We start from the raw sequence: 20,583 nt of genomic DNA on the forward strand, positions 1-20,583 counted from the left end.
ACCTTCGCATTTGGCCTAGGCTGTTTGTCGCGGCCCCGAGAGCCGCAGATTTGAGAACAGGGACAATTACATGACCGACCGCATCGAGAAAGCCGGGCTGCAGTGGGATGCGGGCCTGGCCGCCTTCGTCGAGAACGAGGTTCTGCCCGGGACCGGCGTGGAGCCCGAGCTGGTCTGGGAAAATGTCGCCAAGCTGATCAAGGTCTTTGGCCCGCGCAATGCCGAGTTGCTGGCCAAGCGCGAGGAGTTGCAGGGCAAGATCGACGCCTGGCACGTGGCCAACCGTGGCGTGCCCGACATGGAGGCCTACACCGCGATGCTGCGGGAAATCGGCTACCTGGTCGAGGAGCCGGAGGATGTGTCGGTCGAGCCCGAGGGGATCGACCCCGAGATTTCATCTGTCTGCGGGCCGCAGCTGGTGGTGCCGATCACCAATGCCCGCTTTGCCCTGAATGCCGCCAATGCGCGCTGGGGCTCTCTTTATGATGCGCTCTATGGCACCAATGCGCTGGGGTCGATGCCACCCAAGGGGGAGTTCGACCCCGAGCGCGGCAAGCAGGTGGTGGCCTGGGCCAAGGCCCATCTCGACAAGGTGCTGCCGCTGAAGAAGGGCTCGTGGGCCGAGGTCAGCTCGATGGCGCCGGGCGGGCAGGGCAAGCTGATGGTGATCGCCGGCAAGCACTCGACCGAGCTTGCGGACCCCAACCAGTATGCCGGTTGCAACCGCGACGAGAAGGGCAAGATCACCGATGTGTATTTCCGTGCCAACGGGTTGCACATCGTGATGTTCATCGACCGCGCCGACCCGATCGGCAAGACCGACCCGGCGGGGATTGCCGATATCTTCCTCGAGGCCGCCGTCTCCACGATCATGGACATGGAGGACTCGGTGGCCGTGGTGGATGCCGAGGACAAGGTGCTGGCCTATCGCAACTGGCTGGGGCTGATGAAGGGCGACCTGACGGCGCAGGTGGGCTCGGGAGAGAACGCCTATGTCCGCGAGCTGAACCCCGACCTGGGCTTCGAGAGCAAGGCTGGCCGGCCTGCGCTGCTCAAGGGCCGCGCACTGATGCTGGTGCGCAACGTGGACCTGCTGATGTACACCGACGCGGTGCTGGACGAGGCGGGCAACCGGGTGCCGGAGGGGCTGCTCGATGCCTTCATCACGCCGCTCTGCGCCCTGCATGACATCATGGGCGGCGAAAACAAGGAGCGCCCGCGCAACTCGCCCAAGGGGTCGATCTACATCGTGAAGCCCAAGATGCACGGGCCGGAGGAGGTGGAGTTTGTCTGCAAGACCTTCGAGGTGGTCGAGCTGATCCTCGGACTGCGCGCCAACACCATCAAGATCGGGATCATGGACGAGGAGCGCCGCACCTCGGCCAACCTCAAGGCCTGCATCAAGGCCGCCGAGAAGCGGCTGGCCTTCATCAACACCGGCTTCCTCGATCGCACGGGCGACGAGATTCACACCTCGATCGAGGCCGGGCCGATGGTGCCGAAGGGCCGGATGAAGGCTGCCGCATGGCTCGGCGCCTACGAGGACCGCAACGTGGACATCGCCCTGCAGTGCGGGCTGAAGGGCCGGGCGCAGATCGGCAAGGGCATGTGGGCCATGACCGATGACATGGCGGGGATGCTGGAGCAGAAGAAGGGCCACCTGATGATGGGCGGCACCACCGCCTGGGTGCCGTCGCCCACCGCCGCCGTGCTCCACGCCACGCATTACCACGAGACCGATGTCTTTGCCCGGCTCTACGAGATCGGCGAGGAGAGCAAGGGCGAGGTGCGGCACTCGCTCGAGGAGCTTCTGACCATTCCGTTGCAGGAGGGCGAGCTGCCCGGCGACGAAATTCGGACCGAGCTGGAGAACAACTGCCAGAGCCTTCTGGGCTACGTGGTGCGCTGGGTGGATCAGGGCGTGGGCTGCTCGAAGGTGCCCGATGTGCATGACGTGCCGCTCATGGAAGACCGCGCGACCCTGCGCATTTCCGCACAGGCGCTGGCCAACTGGCTGCTGCATGACGTGGTCAGCCAGGATCAGGTGATGGAAGCGCTGAAGAAGATGGCGGCTCAGGTGGACCAGCAGAACGCGGGCGATCCGGCCTACAGGCCGATGGCGCCGGGCTTTGACGGCGTGGCCTTCCAGGCGGCTTGCGACCTTGTGTTCAAGGGGCGCGACGAGCCTTCGGGCTATACCCAGAACATCCTTCAGGCGCGCCGGATCGAGGCCAAGGCCCGCGGCTGACCGGAGGCAAGGAAAAAGGCGCACGGGCCTTGCGGTCCGTGCGCCTCTCCGGGGAGGAAATCAGGCCGGGGCTCAGCTGCCGAAGGCCGGGTTTTCGAGGATGAAGGCGCGGCGGGCGAGGTCGCCGTCTTCGAGGCTGGCCAGTTCAATCAGCTGCGCGGTCGAGTAGAGGCCGGGCTCCACGCCGACGGAGGCCGCCAGGGTGTCGTTGCCGCCCGAGGTGCCGATGTCGGACCGGGAGGCCACGTCGCCACCGCCGGCTGCGGGGTTGTCGAGGATGAACTGGCGGGCTGCATTGTCGCCGTCATCGAGGCTCTTGAGCTCGATCAGCTGGGCGGTCGAGTAGACGCCGGGCTCGACGCCGACCGAGGCGGCCAGCTTGTCGGTGCCCGAACCGATCACCGACTTGGACGACACATCGGCGCCGTTGCCCTCGGGGTTGTCGAGGATGAACTGGCGGGCGGCGTTGTCGCCGTCGTCGAGGCCTTTCAGCTGGATCAGCTGGTCGACCGAGTAGACGCCGGGCTCGACACCCACCGAGCGGGCCAGGGAGGCCGTGTCGGCGAAGGCCGGGGCGGTGATGGCGAAGGCGGCGAGGGCGAGGATGGAGGTTTTGGCGAAGGTCATGATCTTGTCTCCTTTGTGTGTCATGCGCAGTGCCCGTTCGGGCTTTGTGGTCATGTGCCCCGGAGGGCGGTTTCTGTCTGGTCCGGCGTGGCGCTGTCATCCCGAGAGCGCTGTGTGTCGCCGGTCGTGGTGGAGAAATGGGCCATCCAAGCGGTTGGAAAAACGCCGAAACCTGCCGCCCCTCCTGTGCAGTTTCGCGCATCACGAAAACCGGAGCGGGGCTTGCCGGAGGCGGCGCGCTTTCCATGCAGGCGGGCGGTTGAGAAAACCGGCGAGATGTCCTGTGACACGGTGGCCGGGCCGGTTGACCCTGTGTCAGGCCCGCGCCCCGGCGGCGGGGGCGGGCTCACACCCGATCACGGCGCCGTGTGTGCGGGTGTTTCAGGGCGATGACCTGCGCGTGAGGTCAGGGTGCGGGCGGGCTCACGTTTTTGTCGCTGCGAGGGTGTCAATGTTACACTCCGGGCCCGGCCCCGAGGCAGGACGCGCTGCGCCGGCGTGCAGCCGGGTGCGGAGGCGGTGTGCGTTTGTGCAATCCACAGTCGGCTTTAAGCTGCGGGCGTGCAAAGCTATAATCCGGGCGAGGCATATGGCAGGATCGCGCACATGACACGTCCCATCGTCGGCATCATTTGCAATTCGCACCTTCTGAACGATCAGTATCCGGCCCATGCGGGCGGGACGATGAACTCGGATGCGGTGGCGCAGGTCACCGGCGCGATGCCCGTGCTCATTCCGGCGGATCCGCGCTTCGTGAGCGTGCCGGAGTTGCTGGAGCTCTGCGACGGCTTCGTGTTGCCCGGCGGGCGCCCCAACGTGCACCCCGAGGAATACGGCGAGCCGGAGACGGCGGCCCATGGTGCCTTTGACCGGGCGCGCGATGCGATCGCCCTGCCGCTGATCCGCGCCTGCGTGGAGCGGGGGCAGCCCTTTCTGGGCATCTGCCGGGGGTTCCAGGAGGTGGCCGTGGCGATGGGCAGCACGCTGCATCCCGAGATCCGCGAGCTGCCGGGCCGGATGAACCACCGGATGCCGCCCGATGGCACGCTGGAGGAGAAGTTTGCCCTGCGCCACGTGGTGCGGCTCGAGGAGGGCGGACAGTTTCACAAGGTCTTCGGCGCGACCGAGGTGTTGACCAACACGCTGCACGGGCAGGGGATCAAGAACCCCGGGCCGCGCATCCATATCGAGGGCACCGCGCCCGATGGCACGCCCGAGGCGATCGTGGTGCGCGATGCGCCGGGGTTCACGCTTTCGGTGCAGTGGCACCCGGAGTACAACGCGGCGGAAGACCCGGTGAGCCGCCCGCTCTTCGAGGCTTTCGGCGGCGCGGTGCGGGCGTGGAACGCGCGCGACAGGCGCCCCGGCCTGAAGAGCGTGGGCTGACGAGCCCGCGCGGCACGGGCTGGACATTGCGATCCGGCGTGTGACTATCATGCCCGGCACGAGGGGATGACGATGCAGGGACCGGGGGGAAACACAGGCTTTCGCGCCGCGCTGAGCTGGCTCGACATGCCGCCGCTATGGCTCTTGCTCTTCATCGCGCTTGCGCGGGTGCAGGCGGTGCGCTTTCCGGAGCTTGCCTGGAAGCATCCGGCGAGTGACCTCGCCGGCGGGTTGCTGGTGGGGGCGGGGCTGCTGCTGTTTGCGCTGGCGGTGATGGAGTTCAGCCGGGCGCGCACCACCATCGTGCCGCACCGGGAGGCCCGAAGCCTCATCACCACGGGCATCTACACCCGCTCGCGCAACCCGATCTACCTGGGCGACCTGCTGATCCTGGCCGGTCTTTGTGCCTTCTGGGGCGTCTGGCTCGCGCTCGCGGTGCTGGTGCCGCTCTTTGCCTGGCTCGTGACCGACCGCTTCATCCGGCCCGAGGAGGCGCGGCTGGCCGCGCGCTTCGGCCCCGAGTGGGAGGCCTGGGCGGCCAGGGTGCGCCGATGGGTCTAGCGGCAGGGTGACGGGTTCGGGTTGTATGGGTTTCGGGGCTGGTGATAGGTAGGACGCGCTGCCAGCCTGCGCAAAACGCGCGGAACATAGAGGGAAGGGGGACTATCCGTTGAAAATCGGGACGCCCAAGGAGGTTCTCGACGGCGAGAACCGTGTGGCCATGACGCCGGATTCGGCGCTTCAACTCCAGAAACTCGGGCATGAATGCCTGATCGAGACCGGGGCCGGTGACAAGGCCGGGTTCTCGGATGCCGCCTACGAGGCGGCCGGCGTGACCGTGGTGAAGACCCCGGCGGCGCTGTGGAAGGAGGCCGACATCATCGCCAAGGTGCGGATACCGACCGACACCGAGGCCAAACGGATGCGCGAGGGCCAGACCCTCATCAGCTTCTTCAACCCGGCAGAGAACGACAAGCAGATGGATGCGCTGGCCAAGAAGGGCGCGACCGTGGTGGCGATGGAGATGGTGCCCCGCATCAGCCGCGCCCAGAAGATGGACGCGCTCTCGTCGATGGCCAATATCGCGGGCTACCGCGCGGTGATCGAGGCGGGCAACAACTTTGGCCGGTTCTTCACCGGGCAGATCACGGCGGCGGGCAAGGTGCCCCCGGCCAAGGTGCTCGTCGTGGGCGCCGGCGTGGCAGGCCTTGCGGCCATCGGCACCTCGACCTCGCTCGGCGCGGTGACCTACGCCTTTGACGTGCGTCCCGAGGTGGCCGAGCAGATCGAGAGCATGGGCGCCGAGTTCGTCTACCTCGATTTCGAGGAAGCCCAGCAGGACGGTGCGGCGACGGGCGGCTACGCGGCCCCCTCCAGCCCCGAGTTTCGCGAGGCCCAGCTGAAGAAATTTCGCGAGCTGGCCCCCGAGATGGACATCGTCATCACCACCGCGCTGATCCCCGGACGCCCTGCGCCGGTGCTCTGGACCAGGGACATGGTCGAGATGATGAAGCCCGGCTCGGTGATCGTGGACCTTGCCGCCGAGCGCGGCGGCAACTGCGAGCTGACGGTGAAGGACGACAAGATCGTGACCGACAACGGGGTGACGATCGTCGGCTACACCGACTTCCCCTCCCGGATGGCGGCACAGGCCTCGACGCTCTACGCCACCAACATCCGCCACATGATGACCGACCTGACGCCCGGCAAGGATGGCGCCGTCAACCACAACATGGAAGACGACGTGATCCGGGGCGCGACGGTGACCCATGCGGGCGAGGTGACCTTCCCGCCGCCGCCGCCGAAGGTGCAGGCCATCGCGGTGCAGAAGAAGGAGAAGCCCAAGGAGCTGACGCCCGAGGAGAAGAAGGCCAAGGAGGCCGCCGACTTCAAGGCGCAGACCAAGCAGCAGGTCACGCTCATCGGCGTGGGCGCGGTGCTTCTGCTGGCGGTGGGCCTGGTGGCGCCCGCGAGCTTCATGCAGCACTTCATCGTCTTCGTGCTCTCGGTCTTCGTGGGCTTCCAGGTGATCTGGAACGTCTCGCACTCGCTGCACACGCCGCTGATGGCGGTGACCAACGCGATCTCCTCGATCATCATCGTGGGGGCGTTGTTGCAGATGGGCTCCAGCTCGTTCCTCGTGGTCCTGCTCGCCGCGCTCTCGGTCTTCATGGCCGGGATCAACATCTTCGGCGGCTTCCTCGTCACCCGGCGCATGCTCGCCATGTTCCAGAAATCGTAAGGGGGCCTGAGCAATGGACTTCGGATTCACCACGGCCGCCTACGTCGTTTCGGCGGTTCTCTTCATCCTCTCGCTCGGCGGCCTCTCGGGGCAGGAAAGCGCCAAGCGGGCGGTCTGGTACGGCATTGTCGGCATGGCGCTGGCTGTCGTGGCCACGCTCATCGGCCCGGGCTCGGGCCTGTGGTTGCTCACCCTCCTGCTGATCGCGGGGGGCGGGGTGATCGGCTACATGGTGGCCACCAAGGTGCAGATGACCGAGATGCCGCAGCTGGTGGCCGCGATGCACTCGCTCGTCGGCCTAGCGGCGGTCTTCGTGGGTTTCAACGCCCACTTCACCATCGGTCTCGTGGCCGACCACACCGCGACGGCGGGCGAGGAGCTGGGCTACTTTGCCTCGATCGTCGCGCACAAGTCCGCGGTCGAGCTGAAGATCCTCGCGGTCGAGCTCTTTCTCGGCGTGTTCATCGGCGCGATCACCTTTACCGGCTCGGTCGTGGCCTTCGGCAAGCTCTCGGGCAAGGTCACCTCGGCGGCCACCAAGCTGCCCGGCGGGCACATGCTGAACGCGGGCGCCGCGGCGCTCTCGCTGATCTGCCTGCTGTGGTACATGAACGGGGGCGGGTTCTTTCCGCTCTTCCTGATGACGCTGGCCGCGCTCTTCATCGGCTACCATCTCATCATGGGCATCGGCGGGGCCGACATGCCGGTGGTGGTGTCGATGCTCAACAGCTACTCGGGCTGGGCGGCGGCGGCGATCGGCTTTTCGCTCGGCAATGACCTGCTGATCGTGGTCGGCGCGCTGGTGGGCTCCTCGGGTGCGATCCTGAGCTACATCATGTGCAAGGCGATGAACCGGCATTTCGTGAGCGTGATCCTCGGCGGCTTCGGCGGCGGGGGCGGCGAGCAGATGGCCGTGGAAGGCGAGCAGGTGGCGATCGAGGCCGACGGCGTGGCCAATGCGCTGAACGAGGCGGACTCGGTGGTGATCGTGCCCGGCTACGGCATGGCGGTGGCGCAGGCGCAGGGCGCGGTCAGCGAGCTGACCCGCAAGCTGCGGGCGGCCGGCAAGGAGGTGCGCTTTGCGATCCATCCGGTTGCGGGCCGTCTGCCGGGGCACATGAACGTGCTGCTCGCGGAGGCCAAGGTGCCCTATGACATCGTGCTGGAGATGGACGAGATCAACGACGACTTCCCCGACACCGACGTGGTCATCGTCATCGGCTCGAACGACATCGTGAACCCGGCGGCGCAGGACGATCCGAACTCGCCGATCGCGGGCATGCCGGTGCTGGAAGTCTGGAAGGCCAAGCAGGTCTTCGTCTCCAAGCGGGGGCAGGGCACGGGCTACTCGGGCATCGAGAACCCGCTGTTCTTCAAGGAGAACACCCGGATGTTCTACGGCGATGCCAAGGACTCGGTGAACAAGCTCCTGCCGATGATCGACTGATCTGGCGGCGACAGAGTGCAAGGGCCCTCGGACTTCCGGGGGCCCTTTGCTTTTGGCGAGCGCCGCCTGGCGCCCTATGCAGGCCATGCGGTTTTGGCTAGCCTTCGGGCAGGCGAGGGCGACAGGGCGCGGCATTAGCCTGTGTGGCCCTCGGCTTCGGCCAGGGAGGCGCGGGCGCCGACGGGCCGGGATTTGTTGAAGGCTGTTCTTGCGAGGGTCTGATGAAACGAGTGATGTTTGCGGCGCTCCTGGGGCTCTTTCCGCTTGCCGCCCAAGCGGGAGATGCGCTGATGGTCAACGCCCTCCATAGCAAGGAGCACGGGGGCTTTTCGGTGTCTTGCGACCAGACCGTCGCCTCCAGCCAGTTCTCCTCCTGGGACAGGGTGCCGGTGCTCTGTGCGATCGCGATCCATCCGGAGCAGGGCGGGTTTGCCCATTTGGGCTCGGTCACGGTGGGCGCCGAGGAGGTGGTGTTCGATCTCTACCGGGACCGCAACGATCAGACCTACATCGGCTATACCATCGAGCAGGGCGGCAGGGTGATCTGGGCGCTGCCGGAGGCGGCGCGCGCGGCACATGGGTATGGCAACCCGATTTCGGGAAGCGAGCGGCGGGCCTTCATGGCGGCGATGCAGAAGGCCGCACGCAGCGGGGGCGTTCTGCGGCTGCGGTTTCAGGTGGCCTACAGCGGCGGCAGGGAGGTGGACCTGAAGGTGCCGTTGCGCAAATGGCGGGCGGCCCTGCGCGACGTGAAGCGCGCGGCCCAAGTGCATGGCGCACCGACCGCGCCCTGGTGAGGCGCGGCCGGAGAGGACCGCGGCTCAGGCGGCGAGGTTGATGACGGCGTGATCGCCCAGGTCGGGGGTGTGGTCGCCGAGGTTGGCGCGCAGCATCTCGATGCCGAATTGCAGCGCGTTGGCATCCACGGTCCAGACGGCGGCTTCGTTCAGCGGCATTTCAAGCAGCAGAACGCGCGGGTCGTCGATGCCGCCCTCGAACCACATGGCGGCGGCGGGCGACCAGAGCTCCTCGAGCTTGGCGCGGTCTTCGGAGGCGGTGATCGGGCCGGACATGCAGGCAAAGACCTCGCGGTCGCGGGTGGTGAGGGTGAAGTGGGCCTGCGCACCGCTGCCGACATCGCGGGCGAGGCCGGTGTCGTTGGCGGTAATGAAGCGCAGGGTGCGGGCCTCCTCGTCGAAGTAGTGGGTCATCGGCTGGGCGTGGGAGTCGCGGTCCGAGATGGCCAGCATGCCGGTGCGCTCGTCCTTCAGGGCATCGAAGAGCGCGCGGCGCAGGGCTTCGGTGTCGTGTTGGCTGTGATGGTGGGTCATGGAATCCTCCTTTGGCATCCAACTGTCGGGAGCCTCGGACGGTTCCCTGCCGGGGGTTCGAAAAATGTATATACAAACGAGATACATTGTCGTAACAAGTTATCACTCAGAGAGGGAGCCAACCCAGCGTGGCGAAGAGCAGCAAACCCAAGAAGGACCGGAAGGACAGCCAGCTCATCATTCGGATCAAGAAGGATGAGCGCGATGCCTTCGTGGAGCTTTGCGAGCGGCTCGACACCAGCGCGGCCCGCGAGATCCGGCGGTTCATCCGCGGGTTCGTGGCCGATCATGGCTCCGACACCAAAGACTAGAAAGGAATCTCGCATGGCCAAGAAAGCCAAGATCAAGGACCTCAAGAAAGAGGTGAAAGTCCGCAAGGCCAAGGTGGCCAGGCAGGAGAAAAAGCTGGAGGCCGCCAAAAAGGCCCTCAAGAAGGCTGCCTGATGGTGCGCCTGATCGACATTCCGGGCATCGGCCCGGCGATGGCGGCGAAGCTGGCGGGGGCGGGCATTGCCGACCCTGCCGGCCTGGCGGCCGCCCCGGTGGCCACGCTCACCGCGATCCCCGGCATCTCGCCCGCGCGGGCTGCCGCATGGAAGTCCGCCGCCGCGGCCAAGCTCGCCGCGCCGGCCCCGCGCCGCCCGGTGGCCGCGACCCGCGCCCCGGTGAAGCGCCGCACGGCCAAGCCCGCCCCTGCGGCCAATGCCGTGCCGATCGAGGAGAAGGCCTCTGCCGGGAAGGTGGCCCAAGCGGCCGCTCTGGCGGAGAAGAAGGCCGAGCGCGAGAAGGCCGAGCCGAAGCCCGCCAAGCCGGGTGGCAAGAAGACTGCCAAGATGGCCGCTGCCAAGAAGGCGGAGGCCAAGGCTGCGGCCAAGAAGGCCGAGAAAAAGGCCGACGCCAAGAAGGCCAGGAAGGCGGCCGAGAAGACGGCCAGCGCCGAAAAGGCGGAGGCCAAGAAAGCCTCGGCCAAGAAGGCGAAAGCCGAGAAGCAAGCGGCCAAGAAGGCGAAAGCCGAGAAGCAAGCGGCCAAGAAGGCGAAGGCCGAGAAGGCCGCGGGCAAGAAGGCCGCAGGCAAGAAGACGGACGGCGGCAAGAAGCCGAAGTCTGCCAAGAAGAAGTCTGCCAAGAAGACGTGACGCCACGAACCGGGCGGGGGGCTGGTGCCGCTCTGCCCGGTTCGGACCTGCCGTGTTGACCCTGACGCCCGGAGGCGCGCTACTCGCGCTACTCGCGGGCCTCGCGCTCGAGCGTGTCGAGCAGGATCGGCTCCAACTCCACCAAAACGGCGGCGGCCTCGGCGCGGAAGGCGGCGATGGCGGCCTCGGTGGCCTCCCGGTCGAAGGGCCGGGCGGTGCCGGTCTCCACCATCGTCCTGCGGGCCTCGGCGAGGCGCCGGAGACCGGGGCGCAGGCTGGCCGCGTTGTCGCGCAGGGCGGTGTTGAGGCTGCGGCGGAGCGGGCGGGGGAAGCGGGTGATCTCGGCCCCCTCACCGGCGAGCGCGATGCGGTTGGCGCGGATCTTCATCACCGCGCCCAGGGTCACGGCATTGCCGAACAGCGAGACGGCCAGCACGGTGATGAGCGCGATGCGGCCCCAGTTGCGCCTGGTCTCCATCAGAAGCCTCCTGCAAGCCCGCCAAGGGCGAGGGCGGTGAAAACGTCATGGCCGCCCGGCGTGAGCGTGTAGCCGAGGAAGCCGGCGCAGGCGAGGGCGGCAAGGCCGGTGCCCGCAAGCGGCAACGGGCGGAGCAGGCGGGCGGCCAGCGCAGGGCGCGCGGCAGGCTCGGCCAGACGGGTGAGCACGCGGGCGGAGAGGCTGGCCGGATCGGCGGGGATCTCGGCCAGGGCGTCGCGGAGGGCGCGGTCGGTTTCGTCGTCAGTCATCATCGTCTCCGTGATCGGGCTCCAGCATCAGGCGCAGCGCGGCCCGGCCCCGGACCAGAAGCTGCTCGGCCGCGCCCGGGGTCACCCCCAGGGTGGCGGCAATCTCTGCGGTGCTCAACTCCCCGGCCGCGCGCAGCACGAGGGCCTGGCGCTGGCGTGGGGGAAGCTGGCGGAGGGCGGCGCGGGTGGCGGCGAGGCGCTGGCGGCCTTCGAGCTGCCGATGCGGGCCCGGTGTGTCGGTTGGCGCCTCGGGCGCGGCCTCCAGCCCAAGGAAGCGGCGAAAGCCGGTGCGGCGGCTCCGGTCGATGCACAGGTTGGTGGCGATCCGGTAGAGCCAGGTGGAGACGGCGGCCCTGGCCGGGTCGTAGCGCCCGGCGTGCCGCCAGGCGCGCAGAAAGACCTCCTGCGCCACGTCCTCGGCCTCGTCGGGGCGGGGCAGCATCTGGGCGGCGTAGCGTTGCAGGCCCGGACCGTAGAGGACGATGAGGCGCGACAGCGCCTGACGGTCGCCGCCCGCCATCGCCGCCATCAGGTGCGTCGCTTCGGCTGCCCGGTCCTGCATCTGCTCCGCTCATGCCCTTTGGAAAGGAGGATAGGCGGCGGCGGCCGGGCGGGGAAGCCCGGGCCGCCGCCGGGCTCACCAGCGGACAGAGCGGGTGCGGGTGCGGGTGGTGCCGCGCGGGCCGGTGCGGGTGACCGTGGTGTCGGAGGCCCCGGCCGTGGTGACGCGGCTGCGCAGCTTGCTGGAGGTCGCGCCCTGCGGGCCGGTGCGGGTGGTGGCGACGGTGCAGTTGGCGGTGCCGTCGGCACGGGTGCAGCTGCGGTCCTTCTGGAGGGTGCCGCCGTTCTGGCCGGTGACGGTGACGCTCTGCGCCATGGCGGCGGCGGGAAGGAGGAGCGCGGCGGTGAGGAGGAGGGTTTTCATTTGTGATGTCCTTTCAGGGGTATGCGGGAGGGTCTTGAGTTACTGCATGAGCTGGCGGATCGTCCGGGCGGCGCGGTCGAACTCGGCGCGGCTGAGGGTGCCGTCGCCGTTTTCATCGGCCATGTCGAAGCCGCGGGCGCGGGAGGAGAACTCGGCGCGGGTGAGCTGGCCGTCGCCATCGGCGTCCTGCCGCCAGAGGCGCTGGCTGCCGCGCTGCATCCGGGCCCGGGCGGCCTCCTGAGCCGCTTCGACCTCGGCGCGGGTCAGCACGGCATTGCCGTCGGCGTCCATCCGGTCGAAGATCATCAGGCGCAGGGTGTCGACCTCGGCGCGGCTGATACGGCCGTCGCCGTTGCTGTCGATCCGGTCGAAGCCCTGGCCCTGGGCAAGGGCCGGCGCGGCGAGGCAGAGCGCGGCGAGGAGGGGAAGGGTGATGCGTGGGGTCATTGCGGGCTCCGTGAGGGGCGGTTTGTGCCATGCTCTACGCAGGCGGGAGCCCGGCCCTACGGCGATCGCGCGAAAAATCGCGCCGGTGCACCGCGGTATGCAGATAAGCGACTGATATTGCGACATTCTTTCTCTTTACAGATCGCCGGTCAGCGCCTAGCAGGGAAGAAACGAGGGACAAGATGGCACAGATCCAGGACCACCCGCTGCGCTACCAGCTGGCCAACGAGCTGCATGCGCGGCCATTTCCGGCGCTGGATGTGCCTTGCCGCGCGGCCTATCTGGCGCTGAAGCCCGCCGAGGGCGGCGCGGGGCGCGACCGGGAGGCGGAGCGGGCGCATCTGATCGACCTGCTGGACCGCCACGGCGCGCCGCACCCGCAGCCCGATGCCACGCATTACTCGGGTCAGCTCGGACGCCACCAGATCAAGTGGGAGAGCCACACCGAATTCGTGACCTTCACGATCTTCGGCCCCGGCGTGGCGCAGCGGCCCTTCGATGGGGAGACCTTCAGGATGTTTCCCGACGACTGGCTGGCCAAGGCGCCGGGGGTGCGGGTCACATCGGCGCTGGTGCGGGTGGAGGAGATGCCGGAGGACCCCGAGGAGGTCTCGGAGCGGATCGACGGCTGGATGGTGCCCGAGAGCATCGCGGTGTCCGAAGTGGTGGACGGCGATGTGATCGTGGGCACGGACTTCAGGATCGACCAGGCGGGGCATGTGCGCTTTGCCTGTTTCGTCAAGCCGGGTGTGGGCCGGCAGCGGGTGGGGCGCGTGGTGCAGCGGCTGACCGAGATCGAGACCTACAAGGCGATGTCCATGCTGGGGCTGGGCCGCGCGCGCAGGCTTTCGGGCCCGCTGGGCAAGCTCGACAACGAGCTCAGCGCGCTGATGGTGGCGATGACGGGCGAGCGCGCGAGTCCGGCGGAGGAGGAGCTGGAGCGGCTCTTGCGCGTTGCCGCCGAGATCGAGATGCAGCTCACCCAGGCGAGCTTCCGCTTTGGCGCGACGGCGGCCTATGAGGCGATCGTCTGGCAGCGGATCGAGGTGCTGCGGGAGCAGCGGTTCATGGGTCGGCAGACGCTGAAGGAGTTCATGACGCGGCGCTACGACCCCGCCATGCGCACGGTAAAAAGCACCGAGGGGCGGTTGCAGGCGATGGCGGCGCGTTCGGCGCGGGCGAGCGATCTGCTGCGCACGCGGGTCGACGTGGAGCGGCAGGCGCAGAACCAGGCCTTGCTGGCCTCGATGGACAAGCGCGCCGATCTGCAGCTGCGCCTGCAACAGACGGTGGAGGGGCTCTCGGTGGTGGCGATCAGCTACTACGCGGTGAGCCTGGGCACCTACCTTCTCGAGCCCTTTGCCAAGGGCGCGGGCATCGAGAAGGGGTGGCTGACGGCGGGGCTGACCCCGCTGGTCATTCTGCTGGTGTGGCTAGCGGTCCGGCGGATCCGGAAGAAGCTGCACTAGCTTCGCCCAGGAGCCGCGAGGTGAGCACGCCGCCCGCCGCGATGGAGGCCAGCGCGAGGAAGGCCGAGACGCCGAGAGAGGACGTGCCCGCGAGGCCCGCGCCCACGGTGCAGCCGCCGGCCAGCACGCCGCCCATGCCCATCAGCACGGCCCCGGCGAGGTAGCGGCCGGTCTGGCGCGGGGTCTCGAAGCTCTGCCATTGGAAATCGCGGAAGATCAGCGCCGCCACGAGCGCGCCTGCCAGAACGCCGCCCACGAGGCCCACGCCAAAGCCGGCGGGGATGGACGAGGAGGCGATGGCCCAGAACAGGGTTTCGGAGGAGGGCAGGGTGAACGACAGGCTCTCCAGCGCGATCGGGTCGAACTCGTCGTAGAGCACGTAGCCGGTGCCGACCCAGGCGAGCGGCACGAGCGCGCCGATCAGGGCGCCCATCGCCAGCGTGGCGGGCCGGGCGCCGGAGCGGGCGGCGAAGAGCAGGGCAGCGGCGGCGACGAGGCCGGTCCAGACCCAGGCGCCACCCGGCAGCGCGGCCAGCGAGGAGGCCTCGCCCAGCGGTGCGGTGACGGAGCCCAGCGCGGTGCGGACCGGGGCCAGCACGCCCTTGAGGGTGGCATGGGCGACGACGGCGAAGATCGCCAGGACGGTCAGCGCGCGGAGGTTGCCGGTGCCGGTGAGCACGGTCAGCCGCGAGATGCAGCCGCGGGTGAGCACCATGCCCGCGCCGAAGGCCAGGCCGCCCAGCACGATGGCGAGCCAGGGCAGGTCGGCGGCGAGGTAGCGGTGCTCCTCGAAGGAGACGAACCCCAGGGAGACCAGCGCCTGGGTGCCGAGGATGGCCACGGCGAGGCCGGTCAGCCAGACGCCGGCCGCCGACCGGCGCTCGGTCGCCTCGCCCGCCACGGCGCGGCGGAAGCAGAACCGGCTGCGCTGGCCGAGAAAGCCGAAGGCGATGCCGAGGGCGAGGGCAAACCAGACGGCCACTTCACGGGCGGTGGTGTCCTCGAATCCGAGCGTTTCGAACATGGTGCGTCTCCTGTCGCGGTCGAAGTCCGGCAGGTAGCGCGGTTGCGCGGCGGGTGCAAATGGCTGGGCCGGGAGGGGATTTTGTTCTCGTGTATGGCGAGGAACGTTGTTCTGCCCCCGGATGGCCACCCCGAAAAGCGTTCGCGCCCCGAAAGCGGGGCGCGATGCATGGTCTTATCTGCATGTGTGCGGGCCCTAGCGGCCGCGGATGCGAGGGTCGAGCGCGTCGCGCAGCCCGTCGCCGATGTAGTTCACCGCCAGCACCACCAGCGAGATCATCAGCCCCGGCCAGATCGCCCGCTCGGGAAAGTTCTGGATCCGGTCGGTGGCGTCGAACAGCAGCTTGCCCCAGGTCGGGAAATCGGAGGGGAAGCCGAGGCCGAGGAAGGAGATCGCACTCTCGGTGATGATCGCGGTGGCGAGGCCGAGGGTGGCCGAGACCATGATCGGCGAGAGCACGTTGGGCAGCAGGTGCCGGGTGACCATCTTCAGCGGCGGGGTGCCGATGGAGCGGGCGGCCAGCACGAACTCGCGCTCCTTCAGCGCGAGGATATCGGCCCGCACGATGCGCGCGGTCTGCATCCAGGAGGTTGCGCCGATGACGCAGACGATGAGGATGAACACCCCCAGCTCGGGCCCGAAATTGGCGCGCAGGCTGTCGCGGAAGAGCAGCATGATGACCAGCAGGAGCGGCAGCAGGGGCAGGGCGAGCACGAGATCGGTGAAGCGCATCAGCAGCCCGTCGAGCCATTTGACGTAGCCCGAGGCGACGCCGATGGCGGTGCCGATCAGCATGGCGAGCACCATCGCCACCCAGCCCACCGCGATCGACACGCGGCCGCCGTGGATCAGCGAGGCGAGGATGTCGCGCCCGAGGTTGTCGGTGCCCAGCGGATGCGCCCAGCCGTATTTCATCTTTGCCAGGTTCTCCGGCGGGATGCAGAGATCGGTCCAGGAGCAGGAGAACAGCGGCATGTAGACGGGCCGCCAGTCCTTGTTGCGGATGTCGAGCTTGGTGGGGTCGACATCCCAGAGCCAGGGACCGAAGAGCACGCCGAAGGTGATGAAGAAGAGCACGAAGGCCCCCATCATCGCGCCCTTGTGGCTGCGGAACTGGATCCAGACATCGACCCATTGCGACCGCGACTTGCCGCGCGGCTGGGCCTCGGTCAGGACCGGTTTGGTGGCCTCAGTCATAGCGGATCCTCGGGTCGAGCACGCCGTAGAGCACGTCGGCGATAAGATTGAAGAACACGATCAGCACGGCGAAGATGAAGGTGATGGTCTGGACCATGGGGATATCATTGGCCTGGATCGCGGTGATCAGCAGCTGGCCGATCCCGTTTACCTTGAAGACCTGCTCGGTGATGATCGCCCCGCCGAAGATGGAGGGGATGCCGAGCGCGATGACGGTGACCACCGGGATCATCGAGTTGCGCAGCACATGGACCATCACCACCGACCACTCGCTGAGGCCCTTGGCGCGGGCGGTGCGGACGTAATCCTGGTTGAGGTTGTCGAGCATGGCCGAGCGCATGTAGCGGCTGATCTGGGCCGTGGTCTGGAGCGCCAGGACCATGACCGGCATGATCATCTGCATCAGCTGGACCTTGAAGCTCTCCCAGTCGCGCACGACGTGGGTGGTGTCGTAGATCGAGGGCAGCCACTCGAGCTTGACGGCGAAGATCACGATCACGACCACGCCGGAAAAGAACGGCGGCACCGAGAAGCCGATCATCGAGATCAGCGTGCCGGCCTGGTCGAAGACCGAGTACTGGCGGTAGGCCGAGATGATGCCGATCGGGATGGCGATGATGACCCCGACCGCATAGGCCAGCGCGACCACCCAGAGGGTTTGCGGCAGGCGCTGCACGATGATGTCGAAGACCGGCGAGCGGAACTGCCAGGAGACCACGCGCTGGGTGCCCTCCATCATGTTGGTGCCGAAGAGCCAGTCGAGAAAGTAGCCGGGCTCGACCACGAAGAACTGGTAGAGCCACTTGAAGTAACGGATGTGCACCGGCTCACCGAGGCCGAGGGCCTCGCGCATCTTCTGCTTCACCTCGTCGGGAATGGTCAGCGGCATCTGCGCCATCGGGTCGCCGGGGGCGAGGTCGAGCAGCAGAAACAGGACAAGCGAGATGAAGAGGAGCGTGGGAACCGCGAGAACGAGCCGTCGGATGATGAAGGTCAACATGCGGAGGTGCCCGGGTAGGTAAGGGGGCCGCGCGGCGCACCGCGCGGCCCTGTTTCAGTTGCGGATCAGTTGGTCTTGATCCGGTACCAGTCGGCCACGTTCCACAGCTCGCTGTCCCAGACGTTGAGCTTGACGCCGCCGAGGCTGTTGGCGTGGGCCGAGAGGCGGCCACGGTGCACCAGCGGGATCATGCCGCCGTTCTCGATGACGATGTCATTGAGCTTCTTCGCGATCTCGGCGCGTTCGGCCGCGTCGGCGGTGGAGGTCAGCGTGGCGTAGAGCGCGTCATACTCCTCCGAGCAGAAGCGCGAGATGTTCTCGCCCTGCCACTGGGTCGCCGGGCTCGGCGCGTTGTCGCAGAGCGCGTTGCCGAGGTAGCTCTGCGGGTCGGTGCCGTTGAAGGTGTTGGCATACATCTCCACGTCGGCGTAGAACTTCTGGAAGGTGTCGGGCGAACCCGGATCGCCGCCAAAGAAGACCGAGCTGTCGGCGTTTTTCAGTTCCACCTCGAAGCCGATCTGCTCCCACCAGTCCTTGATCAGGGCCTGGAAGTCCTGGCGCACGGCGTTGGTGGACGTGGCGTAGAGCATCCTCAGCTCGACCCCGTCCTTCTCGCGGATGCCGTCACCGTTGGAGTCGACCCAGCCGGCCTCTTCGAGCATCGCCTTGGCGCCTTCGATGTCCTGGGTGTCACAGGTAAAGGTGGTGGAGACCACCGCCGGCGGGGCCGGAACCCAGTTGCAGGAGACCTTGCCGGCCTGGCCATAGCCGACCTCGACCAGCAGCGGACGGTCGATCGCCAGCGACATGGCCTTGTAGACCGCCGGGTCCGACAGGTAGGGGTGCGGCCGCACCACCGACCGCTCGTCCGGGCCGAGCGCCGGGTCGGGGTTGGTGTTGTTGAGCATGATCCGCTCGAGCAGCGGGCCGAAGCCGGCGACGGGCTTGCCCTTGCCGGCGGCTTCCATCTCGGAGATCACGTCGGGGGCGAGCTGGAGGTTCCAGGCGTAGTCGAACTCGCCGGTCTCCATCACCGCGCGGCCTGCAGCGGTGGCATCGCCGCCGCCCTTGAAGGTCACGGAGGCGAAGGCAGGCTTGCCGGCCTCGCGGTAGTTCTCGTTGGCCTCGAAGGTGATCACGTCGTTCGGCTTGAACTCGACGACCTTGAACGGCCCGGTGCCGACCGGGTTGAAGTTGGCGTCGGTGCACTCGGGCGCCTTGGCGCCCATGCAGTCGGCGAACTGCGCCGCCTGGAGGATCGGGCTCTCGCCGCCCACGAAGGGGCCGTAGGGGAAGGGGGTGGCCTTGTCGAAGGTCACCACCACGGTGGTGTCGTCCGGGGTTTCGACCGAGGTCACGCCGCCGAACTTGGTGAGCTGTGCACAGCCGCCCTCGGGGTGGGTGCAATAGTCGTAGGTGAACTTCACGTCGGCCGAGGTGAAGGGGGTGCCGTCGGACCACAGCAGGCCGGGCGTGATCTTCCAGGTGATGGTGGTGAGATCCTCGCTCACGCCGCCGTTCTCGACGGTGGGCACCTCTTCGACCAGCCAGGGCACGAGCTGGCCGGTCTCGTCGTAGCGGGCGAGCGGCTCGAGCACGAGCGATGCGCTTTCGATGTCCTTGGTGCCGCCCGACAGGAACGGGTTCAGGATCGACGGCGCCTGCCAGTACAGGATGCCGACGTTGCCGTCGCGGCCGCGTTCGCCCTCATGGGCCTCCGCGAAGGCCATTGGGGCCAGGGCGCAGGTGGCGACCGCTCCGAGAAGAGCTGTTTTCAGTTTCATGGGTTTCTCCTTGTTGGGTGCTCGACGCCTCGCGCCCGTTCGGGCTGCTTTTGTGGTCGTTGGGGGGCGTCGGACAGTGAGAAACGGGCCCGGGCACGCGGATTGACCGCCCCGGATATACCCTTGTTTCCCTGAGCAGAGCAGGAGCCGATGCGGGCCATACTCTCTCCCTGTCCAACCTTGTTTTTTGGGTGTTTTCACGCGCCCGCCCCCGCGGCCGCGCCATCCCCTGAGCGCGACGGTAGCATGAAACGGCAGAGGCGCAACGGTTTCATCGCCTGACCTTGCGGCGCGATTGGGCAAGTGCCTGCCGAATGGGCAGGGGGCCTTGACCTCTGCGTGGCGGGGCGACACCCTGTGTATCGGCCCCGTGCCCGGGGCGCACAGAAGGCTCCCCCAGACCCGTGACCCCACGCGACATTCTCGAAAAGCTGGTTTCGTTTCCGACCGTCTCCTCGGCTTCCAACCTCGACCTGATCGACTGGGTGGAGGGCTGGCTCGCGGAGCGTGGCATCGCCGCGACGCGGGTGCCCGATTCCACCGGACAGAAGGCGGCGCTCTTTGCCTCGGTGGGGCCGGATGCGCCGGGCGGCGTGCTGCTCTCGGGCCATACCGACGTGGTGCCGGTGGAAGGGCAGAGCTGGGCCAGCGACCCCTGGCGCGTGGAGGAGCGCGACGGGCGGCTCTACGGGCGGGGCGTGGCCGACATGAAGGGGTTCGACGCGCTGGCGCTCTGGGCGATGGGGCAGGCCGCCGAGCGGGGCGTTGCGCGCCCCCTCCAGATCGGTCTCAGCTACGACGAGGAGATCGGCTGTTTCGGCGCGCCGCCGATGATCGAGGCGCTTCAGGCCAGCGGGCTGCCGCGGGCGGAGGCGGTGATCGTGGGCGAGCCCTCGATGCTGAAGCCGGTCACCGGGCACAAGGGCAACCTCGGCTTCCGGATCGAGGTGAAGGGCTTTCCGGTGCATTCGTCGATGATGCACGAGGGGGTCAGCGCGATCATGGAGGCGGCGCGGCTCATTGGCTGGGCCAACGAGGTGAACGCGGCGCAGTTCGCCCGCGTGCCCACGACGGAGGAGGCGGTGTTCACCCCGCCCTGCACGACCCTGCACGTGGGCCGGATCAGGGGCGGAGAGGTGCATAACATCACCGCGGAGCATTGCGAATTGCTGTTCGATTTCAGGGTGATGCCGATGGAGGCGACCGCCGATTGGCGGGCGCGGCTGCGCGCCGAGGTGGCCGGGATCGAGGCCGGCATGAAGGCGGTGCACCCGGAGGCGGGTTTTGCCCTGCAGGAGCTTTTCGACGTGCCCGGCCTTGCGCCGGAAACCGGAGAGGCGGCCCGCGCCGAGCCGCTTGTGCGGGCGCTGACCGGCGATAACGGGCCGGGGCGGGTGGTGAGCTTTGCCTCGGAGGCCGGGCAATTCCAGGAGGCGCGTTACTCGACCGTGATTTGCGGTCCGGGAGACATTGCACAGGCTCACAAGGCAGACGAATATATGACCATCGCACAATTCGACGAAGGCCGCCGCTACATGGAGCGGCTGCTCGATCACCTCAAGGAGTAACCCGA

21 protein-coding genes are annotated in these 20,583 nt (G+C 67.9%); 10 read left to right on the plus strand and 11 right to left on the minus strand.

Annotation, left to right across the window (positions count from 1 at the left end):
* The first annotated feature begins 70 nt into the window (after nt 1-70).
* Nucleotides 71-2,248, plus strand: a complete 2,178-nt coding sequence (locus BUR94_RS05350) for a malate synthase G (RefSeq protein ID WP_074255198.1) — start codon at nt 71-73, stop codon at nt 2,246-2,248.
* 72 nt (nt 2,249-2,320) lie between these two features.
* Here the strand turns inward: BUR94_RS05350 and BUR94_RS05355 are convergent, their stop codons facing one another.
* Nucleotides 2,321-2,875, minus strand: a complete 555-nt coding sequence (locus BUR94_RS05355) for a hypothetical protein (protein ID WP_074255199.1) — start codon at nt 2,873-2,875, stop codon at nt 2,321-2,323.
* A 606-nt stretch (nt 2,876-3,481) separates the two neighbouring features.
* Between BUR94_RS05355 and BUR94_RS05360 the strand changes: the two genes are divergently transcribed.
* The 5 genes from BUR94_RS05360 to BUR94_RS05380 all read left to right on the plus strand — a co-directional run bounded on the left by BUR94_RS05360 (nt 3,482) and on the right by BUR94_RS05380 (nt 8,747).
* Entirely contained in the window at nt 3,482-4,261 is a 780-nt protein-coding gene (locus BUR94_RS05360) for a gamma-glutamyl-gamma-aminobutyrate hydrolase family protein (protein WP_074255200.1), read from the plus strand.
* Between the two features lie 72 nt (nt 4,262-4,333).
* A complete protein-coding gene (locus BUR94_RS05365) occupies nt 4,334-4,822 on the plus strand; it encodes a methyltransferase family protein (protein WP_245794378.1) in 489 nt (162 codons plus the stop codon).
* A gap of 109 nt (nt 4,823-4,931) precedes the next feature.
* Complete coding sequence (locus tag BUR94_RS05370) at nt 4,932-6,503, plus strand: Re/Si-specific NAD(P)(+) transhydrogenase subunit alpha (protein WP_074255201.1); 1,572 nt, start codon at nt 4,932-4,934, stop codon at nt 6,501-6,503.
* A gap of 13 nt (nt 6,504-6,516) precedes the next feature.
* On the plus strand, nt 6,517-7,950 hold the full coding sequence (locus tag BUR94_RS05375; RefSeq protein WP_074255202.1) for an NAD(P)(+) transhydrogenase (Re/Si-specific) subunit beta: 1,434 nt from the start codon (nt 6,517-6,519) through the stop codon (nt 7,948-7,950).
* 221 nt (nt 7,951-8,171) lie between these two features.
* On the plus strand, nt 8,172-8,747 hold the full coding sequence (locus tag BUR94_RS05380; RefSeq protein ID WP_139301224.1) for a hypothetical protein: 576 nt from the start codon (nt 8,172-8,174) through the stop codon (nt 8,745-8,747).
* A gap of 24 nt (nt 8,748-8,771) precedes the next feature.
* Here BUR94_RS05380 and BUR94_RS05385 read toward each other — a convergent pair whose 3' ends face one another.
* Nucleotides 8,772-9,281: a pyridoxamine 5'-phosphate oxidase family protein gene (locus BUR94_RS05385; protein ID WP_074255204.1), complete on the minus strand. Its 510-nt coding sequence runs from the start codon at nt 9,279-9,281 to the stop codon at nt 8,772-8,774.
* A 128-nt stretch (nt 9,282-9,409) separates the two neighbouring features.
* Here BUR94_RS05385 and BUR94_RS05390 point away from each other — a divergent pair, with 128 nt between their 5' ends.
* Together BUR94_RS05390 and BUR94_RS05395 are read left to right on the plus strand one after the other, a co-directional pair.
* Nucleotides 9,410-9,592, plus strand: a complete 183-nt coding sequence (locus tag BUR94_RS05390) for a hypothetical protein (RefSeq protein ID WP_074255205.1) — start codon at nt 9,410-9,412, stop codon at nt 9,590-9,592.
* A gap of 132 nt (nt 9,593-9,724) precedes the next feature.
* Entirely contained in the window at nt 9,725-10,417 is a 693-nt protein-coding gene (locus BUR94_RS05395) for a helix-hairpin-helix domain-containing protein (protein ID WP_074255206.1), read from the plus strand.
* Nucleotides 10,418-10,505: 88 nt separating this feature from the next.
* Here the strand turns inward: BUR94_RS05395 and BUR94_RS05400 are convergent, their stop codons facing one another.
* The 5 genes from BUR94_RS05400 to BUR94_RS05420 form a co-directional block, all read right to left on the minus strand.
* Entirely contained in the window at nt 10,506-10,895 is a 390-nt protein-coding gene (locus tag BUR94_RS05400; protein WP_074255207.1) for a periplasmic heavy metal sensor, read from the minus strand.
* Nucleotides 10,895-11,164: a hypothetical protein gene (locus BUR94_RS05405; protein ID WP_074255208.1), complete on the minus strand. Its 270-nt coding sequence runs from the start codon at nt 11,162-11,164 to the stop codon at nt 10,895-10,897. Before BUR94_RS05405 ends, BUR94_RS05400 begins: the two co-directional genes overlap by 1 nt.
* On the minus strand, nt 11,157-11,726 hold the full coding sequence (locus BUR94_RS05410; RefSeq protein WP_074255209.1) for an RNA polymerase sigma factor: 570 nt from the start codon (nt 11,724-11,726) through the stop codon (nt 11,157-11,159). Before BUR94_RS05410 ends, BUR94_RS05405 begins: the two co-directional genes overlap by 8 nt.
* A 75-nt stretch (nt 11,727-11,801) precedes the next feature.
* Nucleotides 11,802-12,089, minus strand: a complete 288-nt coding sequence (locus BUR94_RS05415; RefSeq protein ID WP_074255210.1) for a hypothetical protein — start codon at nt 12,087-12,089, stop codon at nt 11,802-11,804.
* 39 nt (nt 12,090-12,128) lie between these two features.
* Nucleotides 12,129-12,536: an EF-hand domain-containing protein gene (locus tag BUR94_RS05420; RefSeq protein ID WP_074255211.1), complete on the minus strand. Its 408-nt coding sequence runs from the start codon at nt 12,534-12,536 to the stop codon at nt 12,129-12,131.
* 182 nt (nt 12,537-12,718) lie between these two features.
* On the opposite strand from BUR94_RS05420, the gene BUR94_RS05425 reads away from it, so the two are divergent.
* On the plus strand, nt 12,719-14,005 hold the full coding sequence (locus BUR94_RS05425) for a DUF3422 family protein (protein WP_074255212.1): 1,287 nt from the start codon (nt 12,719-12,721) through the stop codon (nt 14,003-14,005).
* On the opposite strand, the gene BUR94_RS05430 is transcribed toward BUR94_RS05425, so the two are convergent.
* The 4 genes from BUR94_RS05430 to BUR94_RS05445 all read right to left on the minus strand — a co-directional run bounded on the left by BUR94_RS05430 (nt 13,953) and on the right by BUR94_RS05445 (nt 19,010).
* Nucleotides 13,953-15,029: a YeeE/YedE family protein gene (locus BUR94_RS05430; RefSeq protein WP_074255213.1), complete on the minus strand. Its 1,077-nt coding sequence runs from the start codon at nt 15,027-15,029 to the stop codon at nt 13,953-13,955. The two genes, BUR94_RS05425 and BUR94_RS05430, sit on opposite strands and share 53 nt — an antisense overlap.
* A gap of 195 nt (nt 15,030-15,224) precedes the next feature.
* Nucleotides 15,225-16,226 carry an ABC transporter permease gene (locus BUR94_RS05435; protein WP_074255214.1) on the minus strand — a complete coding sequence of 334 codons (1,002 nt, stop codon included), beginning with the start codon at nt 16,224-16,226 and terminating at the stop codon, nt 15,225-15,227.
* Complete coding sequence (locus BUR94_RS05440) at nt 16,219-17,226, minus strand: ABC transporter permease (RefSeq protein WP_074255215.1); 1,008 nt, start codon at nt 17,224-17,226, stop codon at nt 16,219-16,221. Before BUR94_RS05440 ends, BUR94_RS05435 begins: the two co-directional genes overlap by 8 nt.
* 65 nt (nt 17,227-17,291) lie before the next feature.
* Nucleotides 17,292-19,010, minus strand: coding sequence for a peptide ABC transporter substrate-binding protein (locus BUR94_RS05445; RefSeq protein WP_074255216.1), 1,719 nt, complete (start codon nt 19,008-19,010; stop codon nt 17,292-17,294).
* Between the two features lie 404 nt (nt 19,011-19,414).
* Between BUR94_RS05445 and argE the strand changes: the two genes are divergently transcribed.
* Nucleotides 19,415-20,578 carry an acetylornithine deacetylase gene (argE, locus tag BUR94_RS05450; protein ID WP_074255217.1) on the plus strand — a complete coding sequence of 388 codons (1,164 nt, stop codon included), beginning with the start codon at nt 19,415-19,417 and terminating at the stop codon, nt 20,576-20,578.
* Nucleotides 20,579-20,583 lie beyond the last annotated feature (5 nt).

Source organism: Vannielia litorea (assembly GCF_900142295.1).
In the GTDB taxonomy this organism is placed as follows: Bacteria; Pseudomonadota; Alphaproteobacteria; order Rhodobacterales; family Rhodobacteraceae; genus Vannielia; species Vannielia litorea.

Excerpts from the sequence above, each read along its gene's own strand:
- BUR94_RS05350 (WP_074255198.1), top strand. The coding sequence starts at position 71 with ATGACCGACCGCATCGAGAAAGCCGGGCTGCAGTGGGATGCGGGCCTG.
- BUR94_RS05355 (WP_074255199.1), bottom strand. The coding sequence starts at position 2,875 with ATGACCTTCGCCAAAACCTCCATCCTCGCCCTCGCCGCCTTCGCCATC.
- BUR94_RS05360 (WP_074255200.1), top strand. The coding sequence starts at position 3,482 with ATGACACGTCCCATCGTCGGCATCATTTGCAATTCGCACCTTCTGAAC.
- BUR94_RS05365 (WP_245794378.1), top strand. The coding sequence starts at position 4,334 with ATGCAGGGACCGGGGGGAAACACAGGCTTTCGCGCCGCGCTGAGCTGG.
- BUR94_RS05375 (WP_074255202.1), top strand. The coding sequence starts at position 6,517 with ATGGACTTCGGATTCACCACGGCCGCCTACGTCGTTTCGGCGGTTCTC.
- BUR94_RS05380 (WP_139301224.1), top strand. The coding sequence starts at position 8,172 with ATGAAACGAGTGATGTTTGCGGCGCTCCTGGGGCTCTTTCCGCTTGCC.
- BUR94_RS05385 (WP_074255204.1), bottom strand. The coding sequence starts at position 9,281 with ATGACCCACCATCACAGCCAACACGACACCGAAGCCCTGCGCCGCGCG.
- BUR94_RS05395 (WP_074255206.1), top strand. The coding sequence starts at position 9,725 with ATGGTGCGCCTGATCGACATTCCGGGCATCGGCCCGGCGATGGCGGCG.
- BUR94_RS05400 (WP_074255207.1), bottom strand. The coding sequence starts at position 10,895 with ATGGAGACCAGGCGCAACTGGGGCCGCATCGCGCTCATCACCGTGCTG.
- BUR94_RS05405 (WP_074255208.1), bottom strand. The coding sequence starts at position 11,164 with ATGACTGACGACGAAACCGACCGCGCCCTCCGCGACGCCCTGGCCGAG.
- BUR94_RS05410 (WP_074255209.1), bottom strand. The coding sequence starts at position 11,726 with ATGCAGGACCGGGCAGCCGAAGCGACGCACCTGATGGCGGCGATGGCG.
- BUR94_RS05415 (WP_074255210.1), bottom strand. The coding sequence starts at position 12,089 with ATGAAAACCCTCCTCCTCACCGCCGCGCTCCTCCTTCCCGCCGCCGCC.
- BUR94_RS05420 (WP_074255211.1), bottom strand. The coding sequence starts at position 12,536 with ATGACCCCACGCATCACCCTTCCCCTCCTCGCCGCGCTCTGCCTCGCC.
- BUR94_RS05425 (WP_074255212.1), top strand. The coding sequence starts at position 12,719 with ATGGCACAGATCCAGGACCACCCGCTGCGCTACCAGCTGGCCAACGAG.
- BUR94_RS05430 (WP_074255213.1), bottom strand. The coding sequence starts at position 15,029 with ATGTTCGAAACGCTCGGATTCGAGGACACCACCGCCCGTGAAGTGGCC.
- BUR94_RS05435 (WP_074255214.1), bottom strand. The coding sequence starts at position 16,226 with ATGACTGAGGCCACCAAACCGGTCCTGACCGAGGCCCAGCCGCGCGGC.
- BUR94_RS05440 (WP_074255215.1), bottom strand. The coding sequence starts at position 17,226 with ATGTTGACCTTCATCATCCGACGGCTCGTTCTCGCGGTTCCCACGCTC.
- BUR94_RS05445 (WP_074255216.1), bottom strand. The coding sequence starts at position 19,010 with ATGAAACTGAAAACAGCTCTTCTCGGAGCGGTCGCCACCTGCGCCCTG.